The 17861-nt window shown below is 44.9% G+C and carries 20 protein-coding genes and 1 pseudogene; 6 read left to right on the forward strand and 15 right to left on the reverse strand.

Translation table 11 applies throughout. The annotated features are described in order from the left end of the window. The first annotated feature begins 15 nt into the window (after positions 1-15). The 5 genes from ABNN70_RS11630 to ABNN70_RS11650 all read left to right on the forward strand — a co-directional run bounded on the left by ABNN70_RS11630 (position 16) and on the right by ABNN70_RS11650 (position 2332). Positions 16-276 (forward strand): spore coat protein CotJB, encoded by a 261-nt coding sequence (locus tag ABNN70_RS11630; RefSeq protein ID WP_326407524.1) that lies wholly within the window; start codon positions 16-18, stop codon positions 274-276. Positions 277-339: 63 nt separating this feature from the next. After that, positions 340-909 (forward strand): manganese catalase family protein, encoded by a 570-nt coding sequence (locus ABNN70_RS11635; protein ID WP_129928934.1) that lies wholly within the window; start codon positions 340-342, stop codon positions 907-909. 83 nt (positions 910-992) lie between these two features. After that, the gene (locus tag ABNN70_RS11640; protein ID WP_353949470.1) at positions 993-1313 is read left to right on the forward strand and encodes a hypothetical protein; all 321 of its coding nucleotides are present in this window, start codon (positions 993-995) and stop codon (positions 1311-1313) included. Further along, positions 1286-1426 (forward strand): IS3 family transposase, encoded by a 141-nt coding sequence (locus ABNN70_RS11645; protein ID WP_353947881.1) that lies wholly within the window; start codon positions 1286-1288, stop codon positions 1424-1426. The genes ABNN70_RS11640 and ABNN70_RS11645 overlap by 28 nt, the downstream gene beginning before the upstream one ends. Before the next feature lie 468 nt (positions 1427-1894). Continuing rightward, entirely contained in the window at positions 1895-2332 is a 438-nt protein-coding gene (locus ABNN70_RS11650; RefSeq protein ID WP_353949428.1) for a DUF1648 domain-containing protein, read from the forward strand. Positions 2333-2825: 493 nt separating this feature from the next. Here the strand turns inward: ABNN70_RS11650 and ABNN70_RS11655 are convergent, their stop codons facing one another. The 3 genes from ABNN70_RS11655 to ABNN70_RS11665 all read right to left on the reverse strand — a co-directional run bounded on the left by ABNN70_RS11655 (position 2826) and on the right by ABNN70_RS11665 (position 5967). Further along, positions 2826-3275 carry a DUF2663 family protein gene (locus tag ABNN70_RS11655; protein ID WP_353947882.1) on the reverse strand — a complete coding sequence of 150 codons (450 nt, stop codon included), beginning with the start codon at positions 3273-3275 and terminating at the stop codon, positions 2826-2828. An 81-nt stretch (positions 3276-3356) separates the two neighbouring features. Continuing rightward, positions 3357-4907: an ATP-dependent DNA helicase RecQ gene (locus tag ABNN70_RS11660; protein ID WP_353947883.1), complete on the reverse strand. Its 1551-nt coding sequence runs from the start codon at positions 4905-4907 to the stop codon at positions 3357-3359. 1 nt (position 4908) lies between these two features. After that, positions 4909-5967 carry a helix-turn-helix domain-containing protein gene (locus ABNN70_RS11665; protein ID WP_353947884.1) on the reverse strand — a complete coding sequence of 353 codons (1059 nt, stop codon included), beginning with the start codon at positions 5965-5967 and terminating at the stop codon, positions 4909-4911. Positions 5968-6145: 178 nt separating this feature from the next. Between ABNN70_RS11665 and ABNN70_RS11670 the strand changes: the two genes are divergently transcribed. Then, the gene (locus ABNN70_RS11670; RefSeq protein WP_353947885.1) at positions 6146-6400 is read left to right on the forward strand and encodes a ferredoxin; all 255 of its coding nucleotides are present in this window, start codon (positions 6146-6148) and stop codon (positions 6398-6400) included. 73 nt (positions 6401-6473) lie between these two features. Here ABNN70_RS11670 and ABNN70_RS11675 read toward each other — a convergent pair. From ABNN70_RS11675 to ABNN70_RS11730, 12 genes and pseudogenes are all read right to left on the reverse strand, one after another. Next, positions 6474-8236, reverse strand: a pseudogene (locus ABNN70_RS11675) (ATP-binding protein). After that, positions 8233-8955 carry a response regulator transcription factor gene (locus ABNN70_RS11680; protein WP_129928926.1) on the reverse strand — a complete coding sequence of 241 codons (723 nt, stop codon included), beginning with the start codon at positions 8953-8955 and terminating at the stop codon, positions 8233-8235. The pseudogene ABNN70_RS11675 and the gene ABNN70_RS11680 overlap by 4 nt, the downstream one beginning before the upstream one ends. Positions 8956-9134: 179 nt before the next feature. Continuing rightward, positions 9135-9875: a pseudouridine synthase gene (locus ABNN70_RS11685; protein WP_353947886.1), complete on the reverse strand. Its 741-nt coding sequence runs from the start codon at positions 9873-9875 to the stop codon at positions 9135-9137. Between the two features lie 92 nt (positions 9876-9967). Then, positions 9968-10495 carry a spore maturation protein gene (locus tag ABNN70_RS11690; RefSeq protein WP_129928924.1) on the reverse strand — a complete coding sequence of 176 codons (528 nt, stop codon included), beginning with the start codon at positions 10493-10495 and terminating at the stop codon, positions 9968-9970. Between the two features lies 1 nt (position 10496). After that, positions 10497-11090, reverse strand: a complete 594-nt coding sequence (locus ABNN70_RS11695; protein WP_353947887.1) for a nucleoside recognition domain-containing protein — start codon at positions 11088-11090, stop codon at positions 10497-10499. Further along, complete coding sequence (locus ABNN70_RS11700) at positions 11087-12238, reverse strand: D-alanyl-D-alanine carboxypeptidase family protein (RefSeq protein WP_353947888.1); 1152 nt, start codon at positions 12236-12238, stop codon at positions 11087-11089. Before ABNN70_RS11700 ends, ABNN70_RS11695 begins: the two co-directional genes overlap by 4 nt. A 79-nt stretch (positions 12239-12317) precedes the next feature. Further along, complete coding sequence (locus ABNN70_RS11705; protein WP_353947889.1) at positions 12318-12647, reverse strand: hypothetical protein; 330 nt, start codon at positions 12645-12647, stop codon at positions 12318-12320. A gap of 35 nt (positions 12648-12682) precedes the next feature. Next, positions 12683-13276 carry an SMC-Scp complex subunit ScpB gene (gene scpB / locus ABNN70_RS11710; protein ID WP_129928920.1) on the reverse strand — a complete coding sequence of 198 codons (594 nt, stop codon included), beginning with the start codon at positions 13274-13276 and terminating at the stop codon, positions 12683-12685. Then, positions 13245-14033: a segregation/condensation protein A gene (locus ABNN70_RS11715; RefSeq protein ID WP_353947890.1), complete on the reverse strand. Its 789-nt coding sequence runs from the start codon at positions 14031-14033 to the stop codon at positions 13245-13247. The genes scpB and ABNN70_RS11715 overlap by 32 nt, the downstream gene beginning before the upstream one ends. Before the next feature lie 231 nt (positions 14034-14264). Next, positions 14265-14645, reverse strand: a complete 381-nt coding sequence (locus ABNN70_RS11720) for a GNAT family N-acetyltransferase (protein WP_129928918.1) — start codon at positions 14643-14645, stop codon at positions 14265-14267. Positions 14646-14773: 128 nt separating this feature from the next. After that, on the reverse strand, positions 14774-16102 hold the full coding sequence (gene lysA, locus ABNN70_RS11725) for a diaminopimelate decarboxylase (protein WP_353949429.1): 1329 nt from the start codon (positions 16100-16102) through the stop codon (positions 14774-14776). A 263-nt stretch (positions 16103-16365) separates the two neighbouring features. Beyond that, positions 16366-17856, reverse strand: coding sequence for a spore germination protein (locus ABNN70_RS11730; protein WP_129928916.1), 1491 nt, complete (start codon positions 17854-17856; stop codon positions 16366-16368). Positions 17857-17861 lie beyond the last annotated feature (5 nt).

Raw genomic sequence — 17861 nt, forward strand, 5'->3', positions numbered from 1 at the left:
TTTCTTATGGCAAATGTGAGTAATCTGCCGGACAGCTACTACCAGGATCTTCATGCACTCCAGGCGATTGATTTCACACTGGTTGAACTGACCCTTTACCTTGACACACATCCTGAAGATCTTGAAGCATTGAGGCAGTTCAATTCAGCAGCAAAGAAAAGTGAGGAACTTCGCGAGGCATTTGAAAGCCGCTATGGACCCCTGAGGCAGTTCGGACACAGCTATTCTGCATTCCCCTGGAGATGGAAAGAAGTACCCTGGCCGTGGCAGGTCTGAGTTTATTCGCCGACTGACAAGCCGTTAATTCTTTCCAATACAGGAAACGGGAGGAGATAGAGGTTGTGGTATTATGACAAAAAGCTCCAGTACCCTGTCAGGGTAAGCACATGCAACCCGGGTCTGGCTAAATTTCTGATTGAACAGTATGGCGGACAGGATGGAGAACTTGCGGCTGCTCTGCGTTATTTAAATCAGAGATACACCATTCCGGAACGGGTGATGGGATTGCTGAATGATATCGGAACTGAGGAATTCGCACATCTGGAAATGATTGCCACAATGGTATACAAACTGACAAAGGATGCCACCCCGCAACAGTTGAAGGAAGCAGGTCTGGGGGCACACTATGTGAACCATGGGAAGAGCGTTTATTATGAAAATGCCGCCGGTCAGGCATTTAACATTGTGGGTATTCAGTCTAAGGGAGATCCTGTTGCTGATTTATACGAAGACATTGCAGCGGAAGAAAAAGCACGGGCGACGTATCAGTGGATTATCAATGTATCAGATGATCCGGGTCTGAATGATGCACTCAGCTTTCTGAGGGAACGGGAAATTGTGCACTCACAGCGATTCCGCGAGGCTGTGGAAATTATCAAAGAAGATCAGCAGAAAAAAAGGGTATTCTGATGTATTGAGCCAAAGAAAAACTTGCCGGCGTGAACTCCCCCCTAAAGTTGGACGAATAAAATTCAACTTTTGGGGGTTTTACTATGACCAAATACTCAACTGAGTTGAAAACGAAGATAGTTGGTGAATACCTCAAAGGAGTGGGAGCAACTCCTTGTGATCTCGAACTGATTATGGATCTTTATGCGGACGAAATCCTGAGTTATAATCTTAGTGATCATCCAGCGTTTGCTTTTACGCTAACGCCCCTTCACGAGGCTTTAGAAAAGATGCCGGTGCATATCACTACCGCACTTACGTTCATACGGATCAGGGCTTCCGATACCAAACAGATGCTTGGCAATGTGAGCTCAAGCATCACCATGTTTATCAAAACATGTCCCGTAAGACACGAGACGAATTAGAAACGGCTTTGCGTGCTTGGATCAAGTATTATAATGAATCCAGGATCAAAGAAAAACTTGCCGGTCAAAGTCCGATTGACTATCGGATTTCAACCACCGGGCAAGTAGCATAAAATTATGTCCAACTTTTGGGATTCACATCAACGACGATGTCACGCGATGAACGCTTGATTTTAGTTGACTGGGATGATCCAGAACTTCCTATAGCGGATTTTCTCTCTCTGAATCGTTCAAGCCTCTACTACGAGCCCATTCCGCTCAGGGCTTCTCTGCGCTTTTTTAAGATTTTGCGAACACCCATTATTTTACTCGGGTTTTTCGGTAATTTTCAAGCCAAATATGTCTGAACATTATATTTACCAAATATTAGGACTAGTTAAGTAAAAATCTAATTAATATCCTTGTACCAAAGCATCTAAAAATTTTTTATTATAACAGTAAGTAATCGCTTATATAGACTTTTTCATCTTTATTTAGTACTGATCATAGATAAGGTGAGTGGGTGTATGAGTTCAAAAAAACGTCCAATTGTATCCATTTCGAAGACCACTTACGAAAAAATCCTTGATGTTACAGCAATGATGCTTTGGGTAGTGACTTATTCCTGTATCTTTTTTTTCTGGAATCATATACCTGATCGTATACCTGTCCATTTTAATGCATCCGGGGAGCCCATTAGGTGGGGTAAAAGAGAAAGCATTCTTATACCATCGATTATCGGTACTTTTGTTTATCTTCTCCTTTATACGTTGAGCTGGTTTCCTCACGTTCATAATTATCCAGTCGAAATTACAAAAGAAAATGCTCGGCAAATGTATATGACTTCCAGGAAAATGTTATCCACAATAAACTTTGTTCTGACCGTTCTCATAAGTATCGGTCTATTAGCCACAGTAACAGCAGGGTATAGCAGCGCTCATTTAATATTGTGGTTTTTACTTGTCTTGATTGTTTCTATAATGTCGGTAATTATCTATTATATATGTAAATTTGTTAGATTAATGAACGATAAAGGCTGAGCATAAATGCCTTTCTATTAATAAAAAGTAGGCCAAATAAAACTTGATTATCTCAATACGCAGAGTTTGCCAACACAAATAAAAAACGTTGATGTAGTAGGACTGTCGGGTGTTTTTGTCGAATTTATATGCAAGGGAAAATACTAAATTTCCGGGTAATCCCGGAAAAAACCTTAAAACGGACAGTCCGGCATTTTAGTACCGAGCTGTCCGTATTCATTATTGGTCAGTGTCAGACCTGTCTGTCAACTGGTTTGTCATTGGGAATTTCTTTTATGCGTTCAAGCGTAAACCAACCTTTTACTGAGTAGACGATTGTTGCAATCAGACCTATGAATCCAATTAGAATCAATAGATAGGTATATATAAGGAGCCGGTCAAAGAGAAACTCGGTGGTCAAAGTCCGATTGAATATCGAATTTCAATCCCCGAGCAAACAGCTAATGTTCAACTTTTGAGGTTCACATCAGCCAGCAAGTTTTTCTTTATCAGATTACTTATAAAACAGATTAATACCCTTTTCTTTCAGAAGATAATGGAGCACCCGAAATCGTGTGGAGCCGCCAGGTTCCCTGGGCCAAAGTTCGCCATTCCGGTCAATCATTTCTTCACGCAACTGGTCGTAATCGTTCTCCGCTTCTTCTGCCTGATTATGGGCGTGAACAAAAGAGATCGCCGTTAATGTAACGCCGGCGGCAAACAGCCAGTTTATCGGGTTATTCAGCAAACGATGAAATCCATCAAGAGTATTTAATTTGTCGATCTGCAGGAAAAAAATGAAAATGCAGAATGCTCCGGCGCTGATCATGAGCAAGATGCCGGCTAACGACTCTCGCTTCTTCCATTTATGCTCCCTGTTCTTACGCTTTATCAGTTCCTGCAATATTTCATTTGTGATTGGGGGTATGCTGCTGCCCAGGTCGGGAAAGGTTTCAGATGACACATGTCCACCTCCTCAGACCTACTTTATGCCTGTAATGATAAAAATAGGCCTTCCCCTTTATAAAGGGGCGGACAGATGTTTTTAGTTTCCTGCACCCGGGGTGAGCAGTCTGTACAGCCGCTTTTCCCAGTCCGTCTCCTCGCCGGGCTCATGGCGCTGTGACTGATCAGAAGACCGGAAGTCCTCGAGCTGTATACCACAGCGGTCACAGCACAGTTCAGGCTTTTGTCCCGGTGTCTCATCAAAATAATGCAGACACGCTTCTCTTCTGCAGCTTGTCGTCCTTATCCATTCACGCATTCTGGCAAGATCCGCCAGCTGGATGTTTTTTCGATTACGGATAAGCATCTGACAGTGAGAAAACAGCGACTCAAAAGTCGCATGCTCCGGCTTGTCAAGCGTTTGTTCCAGGATTAAGCGGGCAGCGGACTCACTCATTCCCCGTCCCTGAAGTTCACGAAGACAGGTCTCTTCATCATCACGATTGAGTACTTTTCGATCAAAATCACAGAGCGCCTTGTGCAGCTGCGTTTCCGTTGGATAATTACTGTCAATTAAAACGGCGGGAAGGCGATCGTCATGCGTCGTATGAAACAGTACAGACAGGCCCTGTTTCCCGTCTCTTGATGCGCGGCCGATTTCCTGCAAATAGGCATTCAGATTCCCCGGATAATGAAAATGCACCACAAGCCGGACATCAGGTTTATTTATTCCCATACCAAAAGCATTTGTGCAACAAAGCACATCGATTTGTCCGTACAGGAACTGATTCTGAATTTTTCTCCGGTCAACACGTGTCATACCGCCGTGATAGAAAGCAGTTCTAATTTTCAAAGTCTGTGCAAGATGATCAGACAGTTTTTCAGTCCAGACTCTTCCAGAGCAATAGACGATCCCCGGAAGAGCAACTTCTTTAACGAGTTTTGTCAACCGATTAATTTTATCCTCAGTGTCTTTCGCCTCGCAGACCATCATCGCTATATTCGGGCGATCAATATTCATTAAGACCTGTTTCGCCTGCTTCAGACCAAGATATCTGAATATATCTTTTCTTACTCGATGGTCAGCCGTTGCGGTTAAGGCAAGGCAGGCAGGATTGCCCAGACGTTTTCTTACTTCACCCAGATGCAGGTAATCCGGGCGAAATTCATGTCCCCATTGTGAAATGCAGTGTGCTTCATCAACAACAAAAAGAGAAAGAGGTATGTGCTGCAGCTTACGGATTACCTGCTTTCTCCTGAGCATTTCTGGCGAAACAAGCAGAAAACGCAGCGTGTCCGCATGGGCAAGAATACGGCTTCGTTCCATCGGAAGCAGCATGCTGTTCAATGCCCGTACCTTCTTTTCACCGATATGGCGTATGCCATCAACCTGGTCTTCCATCAATGAAAGAAGGGGTGAAACAATGAGTACAAGCCCGTGTAATATATAGGCAGGGATCTGATAACACAAGGACTTTCCGCCGCCCGTCGGCATCATCGCAAACACATCTCTGCCCTGAAGCAGGTTCTCGATCACTTCCTTCTGACCCTTTCGGAACGTCTTGAATCCGAATACATGATGGAGGACAGACTCTGCACGTTTCATTAAAATTCGTTTCTGGTTCCCGTTAACCTGTTCTTCTGTTGACATATCATGCCTTCTCTCGTAAGGCTTGTCTTGCCAGTGATAAACGTATTTGAAAATAGCTGGCCTTATCCCTCAGTTGATCTTTGATGGGCTTTAATCGTCTCGTTCTGAGAAGCAAAGCTGTACGGATAATCAACTGATCCAGTTCCTCTGTCAGAAAAGGACTGATATCAAAATCATCTACTTTAAGGGCAATTTCAACAAGATGATCTTCAATGGTCCCCTGTGACAGTTTTCTTTTTCGTGATAATGCGGTAAAGGGAAGCCCCTTTTTCAAATAAAAATAAGTCTGTTCTGCAGAATGTGACAGTCCGGCTGCTCTCCCGGGGAGTAGATCTGCAAGGATATAACCCTTGCTCTTATTCCGGTGAAAATAGTCCATCAGCTGGCGAAGGGCTGATTTAAACAGAAGAATCAGCCTGATTCGATCATATCCCGTGCTCGCTGCCAGCTGGTCCATTGTCAGTCCGGCATCTCCGGCACCGCTCAGCTGTGCAACAATAATATGGGCTTCTTCAGGAGATAACAATTGAAGGATGTCGTGAAGTTCTGTATAAACCTGATGTGCCAGTTTCTCCGGATCAAGCGACATGTTCAAAAGAAAATGACGCACAGATTGAGCCACGTCCGGACGGTTAGTTACAGGGAAAAATGAACGGTGTCCATGTACCATTTCCGAAAGAGTCTGAACCACGAGTTGGATCTTAAGCCAGAAAAGGGTTTCTTGCTGTGCATACTCCGTAAATTTCAGACCCCGCGGGAGCGGACATGTTTTTTTCAATTGATTTAAGTGTGATTTGCCTGATTCTGTGAGTATATAGCTTTCCTTCTCCTTATATCCTGCGATCCATCCCGAAGCCTGACACGATTTGGCAGAGCTCTGCCAGGCTGTACGGTCCAGGTGTTCCATAGTGTGGTAGAAAGGTCGGACATGAAAAAGGAAACTGTCCTGAATCGTTTGAACAGATTGTCGTCCTTGCAGAATATGGTAAATGCCGGAAATGGTTCGCTCGCCATGCATTCGGTCCACCATAAATAAAAGGATGTAATGTAAGAAAGGCAAGAAATCTCCCTCCCATAACCGCAGTTCATATGTCTTATTCTAGCTTATCTAAAACTGATTTTCGATAGTTGGTCAAGAAATCATTTCTGTCATTATTGAAACGCAGGGCACATTTTTTCTATAATAAACAATAGTTGTTGCTCTTCATGAGAAGGGAGCAAGGGAAAGGAAGTTCAAAATGAAAAGATATACACTGGTAGATAAAGAGACATGCATTTCCTGCGGCGCCTGTGCCGCATCTGCTCCGGATATTTTTGATTATGATGACGAAGGGCTTGCATTCTCACTGCTCGATGACAATAAGGGTGTCACACCGGTACCCGATGAATTGCTGGAAGACCTTGCCGATGCTTACGACGGCTGCCCGACAGAATCAATTCGTGTGTCGGAAAAGCCGTTTCACGGACATCCGGTTAAAGTTTCCGGAAATTAATGACCGAATCACACACACAGTCTGAAAAACCGGGGTTTAGATCAACCCCGGTTTTTCTATATCTTCGCCCTTTTCAGTTCTGAGGTTTACCGGTCGGCGGCAGGTTGATGATGAAGGCTGTTCCCTCACCCTTTCTGCTGTTCACCCTGATTTTCCCGCCGTGGGCATCGACGATATGTTTCGCAATAGACAAACCAAGGCCCGTACCGGATTTTCCTCTTGTTCTTGCCTTATCTTCTTTATAAAAACGTTCAAAAACAAAGGGAAGGGCTTCTTTTGCAATGCCCGTACCTGTATCCTGCACACGGATATGAAGATGACCGGAATCGATATCGGCAGATACAGTCACATGCCCCCTTCAGGCGTGTGACGGATTGCATTATCGATCAGATTGGTCATCACCTGTTCTATTCTGTCAGGATCCAGATTAAACTGGACCTTATCACCAATTTTCTGTACCAGTTGAAGGTGGATCCCCTTAGAAGCAGCATATCCGTAAAATTTTTTTACCGTGGAATCAAGATAAGCCTTCAGAGGGATCTTCCTGACATTCAACTGAAAATGGCCTGCTTCAAGTTTTGCCAGATCCAGTAATTCATTCACCAGCCTGCCAAGTCGTTTAGATTCATCAAGGATAATCTGTGCCATATCGACCTGTTCTTCTTTAGTACCTGCTATGCCATCAATAATCGCTTCGCTGTAACCCTGTATCATGGAAATGGGCGTCCGTAATTCGTGACTGACATTGGCCACAAACCCCTTTTTCATTTGATCAATATGTTTTTCTTCTGTCATATCGCGCAGAACGGCCACAGCTCCCCTGACATTCTTCATGTTGTAAAGCGGTGTCATGATGATGACCCAGAATCTGCCCTGAACACTGACTTCCCGAACCCGGTGTTCATTTGCCTCAGTCACCGAACTGAACAATTCAACAAGTTCTTGCGGTGTCCCTGTATCCTCTTTTTTATGTTCATACCGCCAGGATTGAAGGAAACGATCTGCCGGCGGGTTGCTTGCCCGGAGCTGTCCGCGACCATCCAGAAGGAGTACACCGTCAGCCATGTTGTTAACAATACCCGCAAGCTGTTCCTTCTCCTGGTTGAGTGCAGTGATATTCCCCTTCAGTTCTTTCCGCATCTTATTAAAAGCAACTGCCAGCTCTCCTACTTCATCACGGGTAATCACCGGTACATGCATATCGAAATTACCATGTGACACCTGGATGACCGCTGTTCGCATCCGTCTCAGGGGAGATCCGATTCTTGTTGATAGGAAAAAGGCAAAAAATGTTGTAAGAATAATGGCAATTCCTGCACTGATATAGATCAGCTTTTTAGCCTGGTCCAGAGCATGCTGCATCACTCTGAGCGGCTGATAAATATAGACGCCCCCGGTTCGGCCGTCCGGCATATGTATCGGAACCCCGACAACGATGATTCTTTCGTTGTTCGGTTGAATTGTCACTTGTCTGGATACCGTACGACCCCTGACGACTTTTTTCAGTTCAGGATCAGAGAGAAAAAAGTGCCGGCTGACAACCGGAATGCCATCCTTTTCAGGTGATCCTCTGAATGAATCATTTATGATCACTGCGCTTCCTGCCGAATAAACATCAGCTATATCATCTATTGATGACAGGACCGCCTGCTCCGGTCCTTCATTCTGAACAAGCGAAACCGCTTTATGACCGATTTTTATCATCTGGGTCTCGGTCTGACGGATACTGTTATTTTCAAAAAACTGCAGGAGTAACACCGTAAGAAACACCAGAACGAGTGAAACCAGGACGATAATCGTCGCCCATAGTTTACTGATCATGCTTTTCCAGATCATGCTTCAGTCTCTGCCTCTATCTTATAGCCTACACCCCAGACCGTTACGATCATATCGGCAGCTTTTTCAGAAACTTTGTTCAGCTTTTCCCGAAGACGTTTGACATGAGTATCCACTGTCCTCAGATCACCAAAAAACTCATAATTCCAGACATCCTTAAGCAGCTGCTCCCTCGAAAATACTTTATCCGGATTCTGGGCAAGATAATAAAGTAAGTCATATTCCTTCGGGGTCAGACTCACTTCTTTACCATCCACTGTTACGCGATGGGCATCATGATTAATCGTCAGATGAGGGAAGACAATATTGTTATTCGTTGTTGTCCCCGTTTCCATAAACATGGTTTTTGATGAGCGACGAAGGAGTGCTTTAACGCGAAGGACCACTTCTCTGGGACTGAAAGGTTTGACAATATAGTCATCCGTCCCTACTTCGAAGCCCTGAACTCGGTTTGATTCCTCACCCTTTGCCGTGAGCATGATGACCGGGGTTGCTTTCGTCTCCCGCAGTTTTTCACATACCTCTTCACCGTCCATGCCGGGCAGCATGAGATCAAGAAGAATTAAATCATAGTCATGTTTCAGGGCTTTGCTTAAAGCTGTATCTCCGTCTCCGGCCTCATCAATGATATAATTTTCTCTTTCCAGATACATTTTTAATAGCTTACGGATACGTTCTTCGTCATCCACGACGAGTATCTCCGCTTTCTTCTCTTCCATCCCGTGTTCCTCCCTTAACCATTTTACAATAGCTTTTCTTTCTCTCTCGAAATCATCTCTCTTATAACTGGCTTCATGTCTTTTTTGAAACAGGTTTGTGTCTATACTATGTCTTATTCTATACAATTTCATAAAAAAAAGCATCATCTCAGATTAATCTGTCTGAAAATGAAAAACATCTACCTGTCATCGTGCCCGTTATCCAGGTGTGTCATATGGTACAGAGTCTTCACCTCATGGGGTTTCAGAGATCTGGCATCACCGGGATGCAAGCCAGCCAGACTAAGGAAGCCATAACGTTCCCTCTTAAGCTTTCTGACATGAATGTCGAGTGCGGCGAACATCCGCCGTACCTGTCTGTTTCGTCCCTCATGGATGGTCAGACGGACCATGGCCGTCTTTTTCAGATAATCACTTTCTACCAGCTGAACTTTTGCCGGCGCCGTCATTCCATCATCAAGCCTGATCCCCGATGAAAGCTTTCTGAGTTGTGATGCTTCAGGGACAGGATGTACTGTTGCTATGTATGTTTTATCTATTTCGAATTTGGGATGCATCAGCCTGTTGGCCAATTTCCCGTCATTGGTCATCAGAATCGCACCCGATGTATCGTAGTCAAGTCTGCCGACCGGAAAAATACGCTGAGGAACCTGTTGAAAGAAATCAACGACTGTCGTCCGGTTTCTGTCGTCTTTCACTGATGAAATCACACCAGCCGGTTTATACAGTAAAAAATAGACCAGTATCTCTTTTTGGACAGGTACACCATCTACAGCTATTTTATCTTTTTCTGTTACTTTTGTCCCTAACACAGTCACTCTTTTTCCATTCACCTGAACTCTTCCGGACTGGATTAAGCGCTCTGCCTTCCTTCTTGATGCAATACCTGCCTGGGCGATGATTTTCTGAAGTCGCTCCATACCTTCACCTCTAGGATATCATAACGCGACAATGTTGATTTCTCAAGTATCACTGAATGCAGGCCAGTAGATTGTGATATAGCCGTATCTCTTCAGAATGCCATACTTGCAATCCATACAGCGCAGATGATACCGACGGCATCTGCAAGCAGCCCGACCTTCAGTGCATCACCGATACGACGTATGCCAACTGCACCAAAATAAACGGTGATGACATAAAACGTTGTATCCGTAGTGCCCTGCATGATTGACGCCAGGCGTCCAATAAAAGAGTCGGCACCATGTGTCTGAATCAAATCAGTCATCAGTGCCAGTGCACCGGTCCCCGAAATAGGACGGAGCAGCGCCATCGGAACAAGTTCAGAAGGCATGCCCGCTGCTGAAAGAACCGGCTTAATCGTATTGATCAGCGCATCCATCGCTCCTGAAGCCCGAAAAACCCCAATTGCCGTCAGCATGCCGACCAGAAAGGGCATGATAGAGACGGCGAGCTGAAACCCCTCTTTGCCCCCTTCCACAAATAACTCATAGGAGGCTACTCTTTTCAGACTGCCGTAGAATAAGATGACTGCGATCAAAACCGGTACAAGCCACATGGATACTGCGGAAATAAACGCCATATTATTTCCTGCCCTTCCTTTTCCGGGAATAGTAGAACAGTCGATCAATCGTCAGTGCGGCAATAGTTGTACATAATGTGGCAAGCAGGGTCGGTCCGACGATATCCGTGGGAGAGGCCGACCCATATTTCATTCGAATGGCGATCACCGTCGCAGGAATCAGAGTCAGACCCGAGGTATTCAGTGCGAGCAGTGTAATCATCGAGCGGCTTGGCATTGAGGAGCCGCCGTTCAATTTTTTTAACTCCTCCATCGCTTTTATACCCATCGGAGTTGCTGCATTCCCAAGGCCGAACATATTGGCAATGGTATTCGATAAAATATAGCCCATGGCCGGATGGCTGGCGGGGACCTCCGGAAAGACCCGTTTCATAACCGGTTTAAAAACCCGGGAAAGTTTCTCAAGAAGGCCTGATTTTTCAGCAATTTTCATCAGACCCAGCCAGAAAATCAGAACGCTGACCAGACCCAGACTGATGACTACCGCTTCCGAGGCAGATGTAAAAATGGCTTTATTCACCTCGTCCATTTTTCCATTGATGGCTGCAAATACAATGCCGATCAGAAATAAGGCGACCCAGATCAGATTGATCATCTCCGCGGACGCTCCCTTCCGGTGAAAGCTGCTTCAATAAATCCTCCGAACAGGGTCCAGAACTTTTTTTTCGCCTTTTTCTGATTCTTATAATATACAGGAACCGAGGTGACCACCCGACCGTTCAGTTTAAAAAGTAATCGTCCGGCAGGCTGAGCCGGCTTCCATTCCTTTGCCCGCTTTGGAGGACGGAGCAGGATCAGTTCTTTCTTTATTCTTCTTTTTTCTTCCACGGAGAGGGGAAGAACGATCGTGCTCTTCACAAACAGTTTTCCTTTGTAAAACGGATCAACTTTTGCATGAACCGGTCCTTTATCCATTAATTTTGTTCGCGTAAATTCTGAGAATCCCCACTCATACAGATTTTTATGATCACGCCAGTCATTTCCATCATTTAACGTGACAACAATCAGGTCCATCCCTTTTTTTGAAGCTGTTGATATCAGCGTCCGTCCTGCAGCCCTGGTAAATCCTGTCTTACCACCAGTAGTATATTTGTATTGCCGCAACAATTTATTTTTATTTAACCAGGATCTTGCTTCTTCCTTATTTGTCGCCCTGGCCCGATATATTTCTGTTCCGGTAATCTTTCGAAATGCAGAGTCAGTCATCGCATATTTTGTCAGTATCGCCATGTCATGAGCCGTTGAATAATGGTCGGGATGCTCCAGACCATTGGGATTCATGAAATGCGTGTCCGTCATGCCCAGTTCGGCCGCCTTCTCGTTCATCATCAGAACAAAACCCTGCTTGCTTCCTCCGACCGCTTCAGCAATGGCGAGTGAGGCATCGTTACCGGATCGAAGCATCAGCCCATATACAAGATCCCGCAGACTGATTTTTTCTCCTGACTTGAGATAGAGGGATGAACCTTCAGTTTTTACCGCTTCGCTGCTGACTGTCACCAGCTGATTCATCTTTCCTGATTCAATAGCCAGGACAGCAGTCATGACCTTAGTGATACTGGCAATTGGAAGCTTTTCTTCGCCGTTTCTGTTAAACAACAGGCGTCCTGTCGACTGGTCCATAAGTACCGCTGATTGAGCAGACACATCCGGCTCCGCACCACGGGCCTGTCCCGGGAAAAATGTGAAGCAAAAAGCAGTGCACAATAAAACAACCACTGCCTTAAACAGTGTTTTATTCATAAAAGACACAACCCCTGTCCTGGTGTTAATAAATGATTATGCCGGGACAGGCAAAATATGATTGCTTCAATAGAGACGATCAGACATAGAAACCGCTGATCTGAAAAATGATACACCAGACAACCCCTGCAAAGCAGGTGACACTCAGCCATGTTATTTTTACAGGTGTGGTCACTGATGAGCGCAACATCAGCAGAAACAAAGGCAAAACGATCCACAGAATCACGTAGAGGATCAGGATGATAAAGAGAGAAGAAGCAACGAAAAATGAACTGTTGATCATGAAGATGAACAGTAAGGACGGAAAGGCGGCGAACAAAGGGGTAAAAAGGACGAAGATCAGAATTTCCTTCCTGTACGTTTCTTCAAAAGCTGACAGACGACGTTTAAGCGCAACATAGAGATTCATCAGTTAATTTCCTCCGACTCTGTCAATCTGGATTCTTATAAATCTTTCACTGTCTCTTTATATCTATCATAAAACAAATCATAAGCATCCATTTGTTCTTTAGGCTGACCGGCTGCATCATGCAATGAAGGCATATCGTCGAGAGAGTGCAGACCAAAATAATCCAGAAAAGCTGTTGTCACGCCGTACAGAATGGCCCGTCCCGGACCTTCTGCCCTGCCCACTTCCTTAATCAGCCCTCTGACCATCAGAGTCTGCAATGCACGATCTGATTTTACACCACGTATCTCATCAATCGTAATCCGGGAAACAGGCTGTTTGTAAGCGACAATGGCGACGGTTTCAAGCGCGGCCTGCGAAAGTGGGGAAGATTTAGGAATCGCTGCAAATTTTTCTGCATATTCAGCCATAAATGGCTTCGTTGTCATACGGTATCCTCCGGGTATGTCGACAATCATCAGTCCACATTTATCATTTTTATATTCTTGTTTTAGCTTCGCGATGACATGAGTCAATTCCTGCTGACTGATGCCGGAAAGCGCGTGGGATAGTTCTTTGATCTGCACCCCTTCCTCCCCGGTCAGAAACAGGAGTCCCTCAATAATCGAATGCAGTTTCTCCGGTGTCAATTGAATCAGCTCCTTTATCCAGACTCACTAAGATTCTGGAAAAATTTTCTTTCTGTCTGGCTTTAACTGCATTTTTCTTCATCAATTCAAGAATCGCCAAAAAAGTCACAACGAGATGCAGGTTGTCCTTTTGGGTAAACAAGGTATCAAAAAAGAGTGGAGCCCCTGCCCTTTTCAGTTCAGTCAGAACGACATTCATCTGAACACCAACCGGGAGGGTCTGCCGGTCGATCTTTGTATCCAGCGGCCCTTCCATTTTTCTGCGTAAGAGCATGCGCTGAAAGGCGAGAAGCATATCACGCAGGGTAGCCCGTTCAGATTGGGGAATCACAGTCACATCTTCACGTTCATAACGGGAAAAATCGTCCGGAGGTTTAGAATAAAGGAGATTTCTTTTCGATTCACTGTTGCGCAGTGTTTCAGCTGCCCCTTTATATCTCCTATACTCCAGCAACTGTCTCATCAGCTCCTGACGCGACTCTTCCGGGTCTTCATAGGGCTGATCTTCATCATCATGATACACTTCGGGTTTAGGAAGCAGCATGCGACTTTTCATATCAATCAAAGTGGCGGCCATGACAAGATATTCACTTGCAACATCCAGTTCCAGTTTCTGCATTTGATGTATGTAATCCATATATTGATCGGTGATTTCTGCCACCGGAATGTCATAAATATTAATTTCAAGCGTCTTGATCAGATGAAGCAGCAAATCAAGAGGGCCTTCAAATGCATCAATTTTTACTTTATATTCCAAATCAGGTCCTCCTGTTTCAGGCGATTTCATGCACATATCATAGCATATTCCCGCGGGCCAGTGAATCCGGTCGTTTTGCATCGCGTTTTTACCATCTGAACGTGTGAAGAAAACCTGCCGACCGGTAAGTTGCCAGCTGTTTCAGAGACTTGACAGTCGGTGGGACTGTTTCAATCGAGTTTATGATCCTTTTTGCGTTTTTCTATTTTAGTACAAAAAAAAAGAAACCGATCATATCCCGGTTTCCTTCTCTTCATTATTCTGAAAGCAGCTGTCAAAATAGCCCTTTATTGAATCTGAAGGAAGAAGTTTCACCTGTTCTCCAAGTGCTTTGTCTACGGCACAGATCATTTTTTTACCGACACCTTCTGCACGATAGGATGGATTCACACTGAGATGTTTGATGACCGCTTCATCTGATCCTTCGTCCCGATAAATACCGATCACACCGATGACATCCTCACCATCTTTCCATAAAAACAGCTGCCAGGGTTCTTCTTCCTCATATCTGCTGATCGTTTGCTGAAGCACCCTGATATCTTTTTCTGACGGGATAAAAGACAAGAGTCCCATAGCGATTTTCTCATAACTTTTTTTATAATGAATCAACATTTCTTTTGACCCCTCATTACCATGATTGTTTCCTTCATAGATCACAGCTCAGAAAAGTTATCCATTTCTATTATAACCAACCCCATCCCGTTCTGCACCTGTCATGTCGATATCACAGGATAAATCAATTAATGACGCGAAAGAGACGATTTTAATGGAATGTCATGGCTGATCAGGTCATCGTAGGTCTCCCTGCGAACCGCAAGTTGAGCTTCCCCGTTTTCTACAAAGACAACGGCTGGATTAGGAAGACGATTATAATGGCTGGCCATTGAGTATCCATAGGCACCCGTGCAGAAAACGGCAATAATATCACCGCTTGTACCGGTCTTTGGCAATTTCGCATCTCTTATCAATACATCCCCTGTTTCACAGCATTTTCCTGCAATCGTGACAGGATCATCCGCGGGTTCATTTGCCCGTGTGGCACACAGAGCTTCATAATGAGCCTGGTATAGTGCCGGCCGGATATTATCGGTCATACCCCCGTCTGTCGACAGATATTTTCTGACACCCGGAATGAACTTTATTGATCCTGCAGTATACAATGTTGTTCCGGCTTCACCGACGATGGAGCGGCCGGGTTCGACCCATATTTCCGGTAAGGGAAGCGACCGCTTCCGGCATTCATCCTTGACGGCCGTAACAATATTTTTAATATAGATCTCAACAGGAAGCGGATGATCATCTTCCGTGTATTTTATGCCGAATCCTCCTCCGAGGTTCAGGACATGCAACTGAAAATGATAATTTTTTTGCCATTTCCCCACATATTCATATATTTTTCTGACTGCCTGAATAAACCCTTCCGGCTCAAAGATCTGTGATCCAATATGACAATGGAGCCCCGCAAGTTCCAGATGACTTGCCTGTATAGCCTGAACAACTGCGCGCTCCGCCATTCCGTTATCCAGATTGAATCCGAATTTTGTATCGTCCTGACCGGTCATAATAAATTCATGAGTATGGGCCTCGATACCTGGCGTCACGCGCAGAAGAATCTTCATTTTTTTCCCTCTTTCCGCGCAAAACTGTTCAAGACGAACAAGTTCATATTCATTATCCACAATGACCGTACCGATGTTTGCATCCAGAGCCATATGCAATTCCTCATCCGACTTATTGTTTCCGTGAAAGTTAATCTTATCTGCCGGAAAGCCTGCTTTCAGGGCTGTATATAATTCTCCACCTGAAACCACATCCAGAGAAAGGCCATATTCTTTAACCAGCTGAATCATCGCAATGGTGGAAAACGCCTTGCTGGCATATGCAACCTGCCAGGTCAGATTGCCGCATGCGGAAAAGCTCTGAATAAAAGACTCTATTTTTCTCCGGATCAGTTCGGTGTCGTATACATAGAGCGGTGTCCCATATTCGCGCGCAAGTTCTGCCGTATCCACGCCGCCGATATATAGATGATTATTTTCTCCGATTTGTTGTGTCCCATGCAAAAGGATCTCCCCTTCCCGGTCTGCCCGTTCTCTGTTTTATTCACCGGGTCTTCCGTTACGAATGAAAAGAGCCTGTTTGGACCAGCTCTATCTCATTTTATTGTCAAAAAATGACGACGCCCGACAGTGATCTGTTTGTAAGTGCCGGAATGCAAACGACGGGAAACAGAACCCTGGCTGAGTGCGTCTGCTTCTTATTTCCCGTACATTTTTAGAAATACTGTCAAATTAGGTGTAGTGTACCATGTTTATCTGCTGTTCACAAGAGATTAACTGTTTCCTGACTTTTTCGGTTGTCGATATTTATCTAATGGGCGCACAATACTCGGGCGAACAATCGATGTCGGCATGGCACGCCTGATCAATATATTATATAATCCGGTCGGGTTAAACGGGATGAACGGCCACAGATAGGGTGTATCCAAATTTTTCACGTGTGCAAGATAAATGATCATCCACGTCGTAAATATCATAAATCCGGGTACATGGAAAAAGGCAACTGCAAGAATAAGCAGCAATCTCATGATTTTATCAGCAAGCTGCAGCTCATAACTTGGCGTGGCGAATCCGCCAATCGCAGCAACTGAAGTATACAGGATAACTTCCGGAATGAAAACACCTGCCTCAATCGCAATCTGTCCGATCAGCACAGCAGCAATTAAACCGAGGGCTGTGGACAGTGAAGTGGGCGTATGTATGGCTGCCATTCTGAGCGACTCGATACCTGCTTCAGCAATCAGGATCTGGACGATGAGCGGGAGGTTGTAATCCGTCTTGTTCGGTCCGATAAAACTCAGCTGCTCAGGAAGCAAATGGTCCTGGACGAGAAGAAGCCACAGCGGTACAAGAAAAATGGAACTGAAGACCGCAATGAAACGGATCCATCTCAGAAGAGCACCGGTAACAGTCACCTGGCGGTATTCCTCAACATGCTGTAAATGATGAAAAAGTGTCGTTGGAAGGATCATCACACTTGGCGACGTATCGGATATCAGTACCACATGCCCTTCCAGAAGGTGACTGGCAGCAACATCCGGGCGACCGGTGTAACGGACCAGTGGGAAAGGATTCCATCCCTGTTTCATGATAAATTCTTCCAGTGCATTGTCAGCCATTGGAATACCGTCTACATTGATCGCCTTCAATTCCTGCCTCAACGTTTTCAGAATACCGGGGTTAGCCACATCCTTTAAATAACAGAGGCAGACATCCGTCCGGGATCGAACGCCTACCTGCATGATTTCGCTACGAAAACGCGGATCACGGATTCTTCTTCTGATCAGTCCTGAATTTTCAATAATATTTTCAGTGAATCCGTCTTTTGAACCGCGGACCACTTTTTCTACATCAGGCTCCTGCGGCTGCCTGCCCGGATAATGACGAAGGTCAATACTTAAACCGGTCGTTTCCCCATCGATGATGATGACGATCCGTCCGGTCAGCATTTTATCAATGACTTCATTCAGTGTCGTGATCTCTTCAACCTGATAATGAACAAGATGTTGTTTAATTTCCTTAAAAATATCCAAAGTATGCTCATTGTTATTCGTGATACGCATAAATTCACGCATCATGATAGTGATCATGCTGCTGTCTGCCAGACTGTTGGTATAATACATGCGACAACTACGGCCGAGGATACGAATGTCACGTTCACCGACATCAAAGTTTTCCGGCCCGATATCTAAAATGTTGTACATCTTCCGGACATTGTCATCTATAAATTTGCTGATCGGCTTTTTTTCTGTCTGGCTGGCCATGAAGC

The organism is Sporolactobacillus sp. Y61 (assembly GCF_040529185.1).
Lineage (GTDB): Bacteria > Bacillota > Bacilli > Bacillales > Sporolactobacillaceae > Sporolactobacillus.

What these genes read in the sequence shown, in the direction of transcription:
- ABNN70_RS11650 (WP_353949428.1), top strand. Translation starts at nt 1,895, where the DNA reads ATGCTTTGGGTAGTGACTTATTCCTGTATCTTTTTTTTCTGGAATCAT.
- ABNN70_RS11645 (WP_353947881.1), top strand. Translation starts at nt 1,286, where the DNA reads ATGTCCCGTAAGACACGAGACGAATTAGAAACGGCTTTGCGTGCTTGG.
- ABNN70_RS11705 (WP_353947889.1), bottom strand. Translation starts at nt 12,647, where the DNA reads ATGAATCTCTATGTTGCGCTTAAACGTCGTCTGTCAGCTTTTGAAGAA.
- ABNN70_RS11730 (WP_129928916.1), bottom strand. Translation starts at nt 17,856, where the DNA reads ATGGCCAGCCAGACAGAAAAAAAGCCGATCAGCAAATTTATAGATGAC.
- ABNN70_RS11640 (WP_353949470.1), top strand. Translation starts at nt 993, where the DNA reads ATGACCAAATACTCAACTGAGTTGAAAACGAAGATAGTTGGTGAATAC.
- ABNN70_RS11690 (WP_129928924.1), bottom strand. Translation starts at nt 10,495, where the DNA reads ATGGCGTTTATTTCCGCAGTATCCATGTGGCTTGTACCGGTTTTGATC.
- ABNN70_RS11680 (WP_129928926.1), bottom strand. Translation starts at nt 8,955, where the DNA reads ATGGAAGAGAAGAAAGCGGAGATACTCGTCGTGGATGACGAAGAACGT.
- ABNN70_RS11660 (WP_353947883.1), bottom strand. Translation starts at nt 4,907, where the DNA reads ATGTCAACAGAAGAACAGGTTAACGGGAACCAGAAACGAATTTTAATG.
- ABNN70_RS11685 (WP_353947886.1), bottom strand. Translation starts at nt 9,875, where the DNA reads ATGGAGCGACTTCAGAAAATCATCGCCCAGGCAGGTATTGCATCAAGA.
- ABNN70_RS11700 (WP_353947888.1), bottom strand. Translation starts at nt 12,238, where the DNA reads ATGAATAAAACACTGTTTAAGGCAGTGGTTGTTTTATTGTGCACTGCT.
- ABNN70_RS11695 (WP_353947887.1), bottom strand. Translation starts at nt 11,090, where the DNA reads ATGATCAATCTGATCTGGGTCGCCTTATTTCTGATCGGCATTGTATTT.
- ABNN70_RS11720 (WP_129928918.1), bottom strand. Translation starts at nt 14,645, where the DNA reads ATGTTGATTCATTATAAAAAAAGTTATGAGAAAATCGCTATGGGACTC.
- ABNN70_RS11670 (WP_353947885.1), top strand. Translation starts at nt 6,146, where the DNA reads ATGAAAAGATATACACTGGTAGATAAAGAGACATGCATTTCCTGCGGC.